The sequence below is a fragment of the Niallia sp. MER 6 genome, from assembly GCF_023714395.1.
GTDB lineage: Bacteria > Bacillota > Bacilli > Bacillales > Cytobacillaceae > Niallia.
The window spans coordinates 1-9,488 of record NZ_JAMAUK010000060.1; the positions used below are offsets into that span (position 1 = coordinate 1).

A 9,488-nucleotide genomic window follows, 5' to 3' on the forward strand; every position below is an offset into this window, starting at 1 on the left:
TCTTTAATCATAAAAAATTCCCCTCTTGTCTTCACGAACCATAGCTCCTCTCAACAAACTATGGTTCTATTTTAGATGGGGAATTTTATTCCGGCTATATTGAGGATTTTAACATCGGCTTTAACAAACTTAAACAATATTGAATTTATGGTGGAAGGAAGTCGTTTACAATATGTCGAACATAAACTTATAAAACATAATGGAGGTTTTATAGTGGAACAGAAGGACTTGTGGAGCTTAATAGAATTGTCTAAATCAGGTGATGATCAAGCAGAATGGCTAATAGAGGAACTAGCTCAGAAAAAAATAGAGGAAGTGATAGATTTTGAATGTCATTTCCAATCACTGATGAATAGCAGTTATCAATCTCGCCTATGGGGAGCGGCATATGTATTAATGGGCGGATGTTCTGACGATGCTTTTGATTATTTTCGAGGATGGCTGATTGGACAAGGAGAGGAAGTGTTCAATAAAGTATTGAAAGACCCTGAGTTTCTAGCAGAGTATATCAGCGAAGATAATCTTGACGAAGAAGGTTTCCCTCAAAATGAAGAATTGCTTTCTGCTGGCTTAGATGCTTATAGTCTCATTAAAACAGGTGATACAGAATGGAATGATAATATTTATGATGAGTTTCTAGAAGCACTTGATCAGAAGGACTTACAGCCTGCAAAAGAAATAGAGTTTGATTGGGAAGAAGAAGATTTAGAGGGTTTATTTCCAATACTATGGAACAGGTTTGGAGAAGATCCTCTTGGATGAATTTACATAAAGGGCATGTTTTAGACACTGCCGCGGCGTTGATTCTAATTAATTGGAATTGACGCTGCTTAAAATGGTGGAGGTGCTGTGACTTTGAAAAAACGAAGAAAACTTTTTTTTATCATTGCAGCAGCGTTATTAGGACTAATAGCAATAGGTGTTTTGCTATTTTTCACTGTTACCCCGATTTATCATGGTACCGTTTTAGAAGTTCAGCAAAATAATCAGCAAGATAGGCACCCTTCCATATGGGTTAAGGAATATTCCCCTGAAGACACCACAAATAAAACGAAAAGAGAATTAAGGAAGATGTATGAATACCAAGGGATTGTTTTTGATATGCCAGCCTATATTCCTGATAAAGTAATAAAAAATCTATCTCAAGGCCAAGAAGTGAAAATTTACTATAGTGGGATAGTTGAAGCTTCTGCTCCTGGCGGTGGTGATGCTTATTGGGTAACCATTGTAGATGAATAGGAAGTATACAGAAAAGTTAGCAGTGTTTTTAGCAAACCAAATCAATATTCTTTTTTGGAAAAGGAGTTAATACGATTGAGGCATGGAGTGATTAAAGCAACAATTCCTTTAAAAAACCAAAAAACAATCAGCGATTAGATTGTCCATTGGTTATTTGAGTTACAGCTTATGCTGCTTCCGTTTTTTGGAAATGAATATATAACTTTCAGTACAGCGCTAACTATGCATGCTGTGATAGAATATCACCCCTGTTAATAGTCTGCTCCTAATTGCAATTCTGCAACAGAATAGAGTACAGCATAGCCGCTGATTCTGACTCTCTCACCATCCAGCTTGCAATATAAAGTTCCGCCCCGCTCAGATAGATGTCTTGCTACCATTTCTGTTTTGTTTAATTTTTCTGACCAGTAGGGAATAAGCTGGCAATGTGCAGAGCCGCACACAGGATCTTCGTTAACATTTAATTTCGGGAAAAAAGCTCTTGAGACAAAATCAAACTGATTGCTTTTAGCTGTTAAGATGACACCGACTCCGTCTTCTATTTCCTTCAGTGCAGTGAAACTAGGAGTTGCTTGAAGCACATTATTTTCATCTTCCAAAACTAACATAAGATCTCTCGCTAAATAGGCTACAACAGGAGTAACGCCTAGTGCGTTTATTATATTATTAGAGATGTCTATTTTAGCTGGCATCCTGCTTGGAAAATCCATTTCAAATAATTCTCCTTTTTTTAATACAGTTAAATCACCGCTTAGTGTTTGGAATATCCATTGTTTTGCTTCTTTCGTATAAAAATTGGCTAAAACGAAAGCTGTCGCAAGGGTAGCATGGCCGCACAAATCAATTTCTCCTCCTGGTGTGAACCATCTTAAATGATATTTTTCACCGGTTTTTACAGCAAAAGCAGTTTCTGATAAATTATTTTCTTTGGCAATTAACTGCATGAGATTATCAGAAGGCCATTTCTCTAAAATACACACAGCAGCTGGATTTCCTTCAAATACTTTTTCAGCAAAAGCATCGACAAAATAACATTTCATTACTATTAGCCTCCTAAAGGTTCGAATAATTATAAATATTAAAATATCATGTAGCTTGTATGCAATCAATAGTAAAAGTGAAATTTGTAAACAGCCATAAATTATGGGGATTTATTTCATAATAAATAGGGGGGGATTTGAATGCAGCCTATCAAAACTACGGAAATTCCAGCTGCTATAACAGATTATCTTAAAAATATTAAATCAATTAAGTTTCCTCGGCAGGGATGCACCTCAGATGTTGGAATAATTGAAAGTACACAAGGAACTTATGCGCTAAAAAGGGCAAAGGGTGACTTATATTGCTCATGGCTGGACAAAGAAATAGTTGTTTTAAACTGCTTAAGTAATCAGACAACATTACCTGTTCCAAAAGTGATAAAGTATGTAAAACAAGCCAAGCTAAATGAATGCTGGGCTCTTCTTGAATTTATAGAGGGAGAAACAGTGAGAGCGGCTTTATCGAAAGAAGAAAATAAGGAGCAGAGGCGAAAAATATTGGCTAATTTTGGCGCAATTTTAGCTCAGATTCATGCCACTCCATGTCCTGGTGAACTAAGGAACACGCATTGGCTAAGCCGCATGCTAGAGGAGGCGGACTTCTACCTAGAAAATTATCAGGTGGATGGAAATAAGGAGTTATTAGAAAAAATGAAGAAAACGAAACCTACAAGCTATGTATCAACGCTCATTCATGGAGATTTTACGATTGATAATGTATTAGTGTCTGCTGGCGAAATAACTGGTGTCATTGATTGGGGACGCGGGGATTTTGGCGATCCAAGATATGATGCAGCCTTAGCTGTACAGCCAAGAACCAATATTTTTGATGAAAGAGGAGATAAAGAACTATTTTTTAAAGGATATGGAGATAATATTATAGATGAAAATATTTACGATTTTTATGTAAATGGATTGTATGAATTTTTTTAATGCTCCCCTCTCTTCTTAATGAGCCTATGAAATAAGCTCGATATGGTAATAAAGCCTTCACAGTAATGTGAAGGCTTTATTGGATGACACAAAATTATTTTTCTAATGCTAGCATATTCATTTGGATGGAATAAGTATTAGGAGAAAAAGCTATAGATATATTTTCATTCGATTCATCAATTATGCTGAAATAGCCTTGATTAGAATCAACCAGTCTTTCTTTAATTTGATTTTTTATTACTTCTAAATATTCCTTTTGTTTGTCATCTATCTCGATTGCTATTTTCAAAGTAGGATTGTTCATATTTTTAAATCCCTCCTAATTAGTTTATAAAATCATTATGGCCCATACATGAAAAGGATAAACAATATTGCTAATACGGACGTCCGAAGCTCTGCACTCGTTAACTAGAATCACTCCACTAACCAAACAGCTGCCTGACGAATAAGATACATCAATTACTTTATTTGGAATGGTGTTATATGAACGGTCATTGGAAAGAAATAACCGGTTCCCTTCTTTCTACAATTGGTACGATCCAAGCTGCGATTGGGAGCACTCCTGATTTTCATTTGAGCAAAAATCAAAACTATGAACTCCGCTTAGTGGGTAATGTGCTGCAGGCTTCTGGGAGTGCATTATCTGCTGATGGTCAAGGAACCGTATCGTTAGAAAAGATCGGGGACGAAATCCAGGCTGTTGGTAATTCGACAGTCATTACTGGTCTGATCCTTTATGGAACTTCTAATACAGAAACGGAGCAAAGACTTATTATTACTGGTAACTGGCTTCAAGCTTTAGGGAGCTTTGTGGGTCTTGCCGATGAATTCTTTGATTCAACAGAAATGGGCAGGGCAGAGAATATTATCGGTAATCTGCTGCAAGGAATCGGCAATTCGTTACAAGCTGTAGGTGGTGTGCAAGCGTTAAACACAAATAACTTAAACCAAGGTAAAACAGGGGTTGCTGGCAGCTGGATACAAGCTGCAGGTTCTGTCATCTCCCTTATTGGGCAAATACAAGAGGAGCTGGAGGAAATTCGGCTTAATATTAATGAATAAATTATTACAGACTATTAGTAGTTGTTATATGTAGATTCGTTGGTCAAAAATCCAAAAAAATCAGCTTACTTTAACTTTTGGACATATTTTTAGGAAAAGTAAGGGAACAATATTAAGGCCAATAGTAAGGATAAAGATGGAGGAGTAAAATGGAAGTAAATCACGACCGAATTAAATTAACTGCTGCAGAATTGTCCTACTTATGGGCTACCTTCCTTGCAGATAGTATGTCTATTTGTGTTTTTAAGTATTTTCTTAAACATATCGAAGATGAAGATATTAAATCAATTATTATTCATGCAAAGAAGCTCTCAGAAGAACATGTTGAATTTATTAGACAGATATATTCAATGGAAAAAATTCAAATACCCCAAGGATTTACTGAGGAAGATGTCAATTTAAATGTTAAGCGCTTGTTTTCAGATACTTTTTACTTAGTTTATCTTAGAAATATGTCTAAAGGCGGGCTAGCTACACATGGAAGAGTATTGCAGAACACTTACCGTCAAGATATACGTACTTTTTTTACCGCTTGCCTAACTGAGACAATTGAAATTGATAATAAAATAACTAGCCTGTTATTAGAAAAAGGAATAGCAGTTCGTCCACCTGTTATTCCATATCCCGAAAAATTAGAGTTCGTACATAAGCAAGCCTTTATTTTAGAAGGTTTTGGCAGAAGGAGGGTACTATCTGGCACTGAGGTAACCAATCTGTTTGCTAATGTCCAAACAAATCATACAGGAATATGCTTAGCGATGGCTTTTAGCCAAGTTACAAAAAATGAAAAGGTTCGTAAATATTTTTTAAGAGGGAAAGAAATTGCTATCAAGCATGTGAAGGTATTAGACAGTTATTTAGAAATGGCTTCACTGCCGACTCCCATGTCTGCTGTTCACGAAATAACAGAATCAATGGAAGCACCTTTTTCGGATAAACTCATGATGTTCCACTTTAGTTTGATGGTTTATGCTGGGATTGGCAACTATGGAATATCTATTTCTGAAAGTCAGAGAAGCGATTTAGTTGCGGATTATCTGCGTTTAATTGGGGAAGTGTTGAAGCTCTCTGAAGACGGTTCAAATATCATGATTGATCATGAGTGGTTAGAACAGCCGCCAGTGTCAGCCGACAGAAATTAACTAAACTGGAAATAGCAAAACATAGGGAGCTCCGTCCAGCTTCCTTGTTTACTTTTTTAATTTGTTAATAGCAAGTAAATTGGTGGTATCGGATAAAAATTCAAAATAAAAGCATAATAAATGGAAGTGTCTCACTCCTAGCGAAAATGCCGCTGATTAAAGAAGGGGATTTTTTGAAAATCACAAAATTAATAATATTGATTGTTTTAGTTAATCTTTTAAGCGGTTGTTGGGATCGGAAAGAATTGATGAATGTTTCCATTGTTACAGGGATGGCGGTGGACAAGGGTGATAATCAAAAATATAGACTGACTGTTGAAACTACGGCAGCTTCAGAAGTCAGTCCTCGTACGGCGGAAGGCTTTGCTCCTGCAAACGTTCAGACATTAGAAGGTAACACGATTGCGGAGATTACCCATAAATTTAATATTACAAGTGAACAAAGTTTTATACTTTCCCATATGAGACTGTTAGTGATTAGTGAAGAAATAGCAGAAAAAGGCATGCTTGAATTTATGGATTTTTTGGATAGGAATCGGGAAATACGCGATGATTTTGAAGTAGTTATCGCAAGAGGCGGCGATGCTGCCGATGTATTAAAAGTCAATAACATGTACAAAAAAAGTGCATCCTTAAAAGTTTATACACAGCTCGTATCCATGTATAAAGACTGGGGAGGTGTGCCTGAATTAAAGCTGAATGATTTTATTCGAATTTATAATTCTGACGGACAAACGCCTGTACTTGTAGCGATGAAGGTTAGAGGAGACCCGAAAAAAGGCGGCAATATTGAAAATATGAAAAGTGTAACTCCTGAAAGTAAAGTAGACGTTGATTCTCTCGGTATTATAAAAGGTGGTAAATTGCTTGGTTATATCTCTTTCTACGATGTTAGAAATATGCTGTTTGTCCAAAATAATATTAAAAGTACCGTTATTTCTGCTGTGTGTGGGAAAGATGATAAAAAAATAGGCTATCGTGTTACAAATTCGCTGACAAAAGTAACTGCAGCAGAAAAGGAAGGGGTACCAACCTTTACAATAAAAGTTAAAACAGAGGGATTTCTCCTAGGGACGCAATGCCTAACTAATATTAAGAAGCCATATGCTTTTGAGGACTTTGAAAAAGCAATTAACACTCTGATGGAAAAAGAAATAACCGATAGTATTGAAAAAATGAAAGAGGATTTTAATGCAGACATATTTGGGTTGGGAGAACTGCTAAGAGAACAAGACTACAAGCATTTTAAAAAATATAAGAATAATTGGGATGAGGGGTTTGCAAAATCAAAGATCCAAATTATTTTTGATTCGGAAATAAAAAGAACTGGACTAAGAAATGAACGTCTTATCATGAAATAGAAAATAATGTATATTTAAAAATAAATTTCAGTTGCAGATTACAGCTGTTTTTTTATATGAAAAGAAAGGGATCCTATATTTTAAAAAAGCCCTGATATAATGAAAGTAATATCGTATAGGTAACAATAATGAATTGATTGCTTAAAAATAGACATTAAATTTAATCATCTAGAATAGTAATATAAATAACTATAAAATGAGGATTTAATAATCGTAATTGAATTGGCTAATTTTATATGTTATAGTATTTTCATAACTTATTAAAGTTGTTTAATAAGTTTCTGGAGACTTATTAAATGGTTTTAAAAAGTCCTTGAAGCGGCAAATAAATTACTAAAATAATGATGAGCGAGGTTAACTATGGCATTATTTCTATTAATCATTATTTACTTGGCATTTATCAGCTTAGGCTTGCCGGATTCGCTGCTTGGGGCAGCATGGCCGGTCATGCAATTAGACCTTGGCGCACCGCTTGAGACTGCCGGCTTGCTTTTTATGGTCATTGCGGGCGGTACAATTATCTCGAGTTTAATCAGCGGTAAGGTGCTCAAACGTTTCGGAACTGGCAAGGTTACATTTGTCAGTGTTTTAATGACAGCTGCTGCCTTGCTTGGATTTTGCTTTGCGCCCTCTGTTGTTTGGCTAATTGTATGCGCTATCCCGCTTGGTTTAGGAGCGGGGGCCGTTGATACAGGCTTGAACGATTATGTAGCTGTTCATTATAAAGCCCATCATATGAGCTGGCTGCATTGCTTTTGGGGAGTGGGGGCTACTCTTGGCCCGATTATTATGGCTCAGTTTATCTCAGAGGGAAATATGTGGAGAAGTGGCTATTTTGTTATCTCTGCCATTCAATTTGTATTAGTAGTCATTCTTTTGTTCACATTGCCTTTATGGAAAAGAGTCGGTAATAATCATAATACATCTGTACAGGAAGAGTTATTAGAAGCTGCTTCTGTTGATGATGAAAAAGCGCTAAAGCCTTTACAGGTTAAAGGGGTAAAACTGGCTATGGCGACGTTCTTGTTTTATTGTGGTGTGGAAGCAACATTAGGGCTATGGGGCAGTAGTTTTCTCGTAAACGTGAAAGGACTAAGTGCCGCATCTGCCGCACAATGGGTTTCCTTATATTATGCAGGAATTACTGTGGGCAGGTTTTTAACAGGGTTTATCACCTTCAAATTGACTAATCGAACATTAATACGTTCAGGGCAATTAATTGCCTTGCTTGGTGCAATCATATTATTGTTACCACTGCCATCACTGTTTTCACTAATAGGCTTTATCATTATAGGCTTAGGGTTAGCACCGATTTTCCCATGTATGCTTCATGAAACGCCTGCCCGTTTTGGAAAGAGACATTCACAAACGATCATGGGCTACCAAATGGCATTAGCTTATACTGGCACAACCTTCATGCCGCCGCTCGTTGGGTTTATTTCATCTTCTTTAACAATTGGAATCTTTCCAATTTGTATCATTATCTTTGCTGCGGCAATGCTGTTATGTTCTGAAAAATTGAACCAACTATTAAAAAGAAATACAAAAACTGCTTTATAAAAACATATTAAAGGTAGGACTCGTCATGAAAACAGAAAAAGAAAAGATGCTTGCGGGAGAAATGTATGATCCAGCAGATCCAGTACTAACTAGTGAGCGTAAGGAAGCAAGACAAAAGGTAAGGCTATATAATCAAACAATAGAAACGGAGGGCGAAAAACGGGCTGCATTGTTAAAAGACTTACTTGGGGCAACAGGACAAAACATTTATATGGAACCTAATATCCGTTTTGATTATGGAAGAAACACTTATGTTGGAGAAAACTTTTATGCCAATTTCGATTGCACTATTCTTGATGTGTGTGAAGTCCGTTTTGGTGACAACTGCATGCTGGCTCCAGGTGTGCAAATCTACACAGCAACACATCCGCTCCATCCAACAGACAGAAATTCAGGCAAGGAATATGGTAAACCAATCACATTTGGAAACAATGTCTGGATTGGCGGCAGTGCGATTATTAATCCAGGAGTGACAGTAGGGAATAATGTTGTTATTGCATCAGGTGCGGTTGTTACAAAGGATGTTCCAGACAATGCAGTCGTTGGTGGAAATCCGGCAAGAATCATTAAATATATTGAACTATGATACAGAAAACGGAGTGATTCAGAAATGAGAATAGAGCATGTGGCCATTTGGGTCAATGATTTGGAAGCGACGAAAGCTTTTTATGAAAAGTATTTTAATGGTAAGTCATCAAGCAAGTATCATAATAAAGTAAAGGAATTCGAGTCTTATTTTCTTTCATTTGACTCAGGTGCAAGATTAGAGATAATGCGCAAAGCAGGTATTGATAAGAAGAGCAACGAGGAAATACTCGGCTGGGCTCATATTGCCATCTCTTTAGGAAGCAGGGAGGCAGTGGATGATATGACCGCCAGATTAAAAAATGACGGTTACCGTCACGTAAACGGTCCTCGGGTTACTGGTGACGGCTATTATGAAAGTGTTATAGAAGATTCGGAAGGGAACTTGTTAGAGTTAACTGTATAATGTGCAGGGCAGGGCTGTCGTTAAAGACAGCCTGCTTTTTTTAAAAGATAAGAAAGTATAAAAATTTGGGTCTACCACAGTCATTTAAGCTGTGGTATTTTCATTTTATGGAGACCAATATATTGAGAAGAATATTTTTTGATAAACACCAACATTGGGA

At 36.6% G+C, this 9,488-nt stretch carries 11 protein-coding genes; 9 read left to right on the plus strand and 2 right to left on the minus strand.

Annotated elements, in window-relative coordinates; genetic code table 11:
• The first annotated feature begins 213 nt into the window (after nucleotides 1–213).
• Both M3600_RS27605 and M3600_RS27610 read left to right on the plus strand, forming a co-directional pair.
• On the plus strand, nucleotides 214–762 hold the full coding sequence (locus M3600_RS27605) for a DUF4240 domain-containing protein (protein ID WP_251648398.1): 549 nt from the start codon (nucleotides 214–216) through the stop codon (nucleotides 760–762).
• A gap of 93 nt (nucleotides 763–855) precedes the next feature.
• A complete protein-coding gene (locus M3600_RS27610) occupies nucleotides 856–1,239 on the plus strand; it encodes a DUF3221 domain-containing protein (protein ID WP_251648400.1) in 384 nt (127 codons plus the stop codon).
• Between the two features lie 251 nt (nucleotides 1,240–1,490).
• On the opposite strand, the gene M3600_RS27615 is transcribed toward M3600_RS27610, so the two are convergent.
• Nucleotides 1,491–2,279 (minus strand): PhzF family phenazine biosynthesis protein, encoded by a 789-nt coding sequence (locus tag M3600_RS27615; RefSeq protein ID WP_251648402.1) that lies wholly within the window; start codon nucleotides 2,277–2,279, stop codon nucleotides 1,491–1,493.
• A 141-nt stretch (nucleotides 2,280–2,420) separates the two neighbouring features.
• Between M3600_RS27615 and M3600_RS27620 the strand changes: the two genes are divergently transcribed.
• Nucleotides 2,421–3,212, plus strand: a complete 792-nt coding sequence (locus M3600_RS27620; RefSeq protein WP_251648404.1) for a phosphotransferase family protein — start codon at nucleotides 2,421–2,423, stop codon at nucleotides 3,210–3,212.
• Nucleotides 3,213–3,306: 94 nt separating this feature from the next.
• Here M3600_RS27620 and M3600_RS27625 read toward each other — a convergent pair whose 3' ends face one another.
• Entirely contained in the window at nucleotides 3,307–3,516 is a 210-nt protein-coding gene (locus M3600_RS27625; RefSeq protein WP_237942506.1) for a hypothetical protein, read from the minus strand.
• A gap of 179 nt (nucleotides 3,517–3,695) precedes the next feature.
• Between M3600_RS27625 and M3600_RS27630 the strand changes: the two genes are divergently transcribed.
• The 6 genes from M3600_RS27630 to M3600_RS27655 all read left to right on the plus strand — a co-directional run bounded on the left by M3600_RS27630 (nucleotide 3,696) and on the right by M3600_RS27655 (nucleotide 9,328).
• Nucleotides 3,696–4,274, plus strand: a complete 579-nt coding sequence (locus tag M3600_RS27630) for a DUF6944 family repetitive protein (RefSeq protein ID WP_233315440.1) — start codon at nucleotides 3,696–3,698, stop codon at nucleotides 4,272–4,274.
• A gap of 149 nt (nucleotides 4,275–4,423) precedes the next feature.
• Complete coding sequence (locus M3600_RS27635; protein ID WP_237942511.1) at nucleotides 4,424–5,416, plus strand: DUF3231 family protein; 993 nt, start codon at nucleotides 4,424–4,426, stop codon at nucleotides 5,414–5,416.
• Nucleotides 5,417–5,589: 173 nt separating this feature from the next.
• Nucleotides 5,590–6,777 (plus strand): Ger(x)C family spore germination protein, encoded by a 1,188-nt coding sequence (locus tag M3600_RS27640; protein WP_251648406.1) that lies wholly within the window; start codon nucleotides 5,590–5,592, stop codon nucleotides 6,775–6,777.
• Nucleotides 6,778–7,137: 360 nt separating this feature from the next.
• Nucleotides 7,138–8,337, plus strand: a complete 1,200-nt coding sequence (locus tag M3600_RS27645; protein WP_237942515.1) for an MFS transporter — start codon at nucleotides 7,138–7,140, stop codon at nucleotides 8,335–8,337.
• Nucleotides 8,338–8,362: 25 nt separating this feature from the next.
• Nucleotides 8,363–8,923 carry a maltose acetyltransferase domain-containing protein gene (locus tag M3600_RS27650; protein WP_233315436.1) on the plus strand — a complete coding sequence of 187 codons (561 nt, stop codon included), beginning with the start codon at nucleotides 8,363–8,365 and terminating at the stop codon, nucleotides 8,921–8,923.
• Between the two features lie 24 nt (nucleotides 8,924–8,947).
• Nucleotides 8,948–9,328, plus strand: a complete 381-nt coding sequence (locus tag M3600_RS27655) for a VOC family protein (protein WP_237942519.1) — start codon at nucleotides 8,948–8,950, stop codon at nucleotides 9,326–9,328.
• Nucleotides 9,329–9,488: the final 160 nt, after the last annotated feature.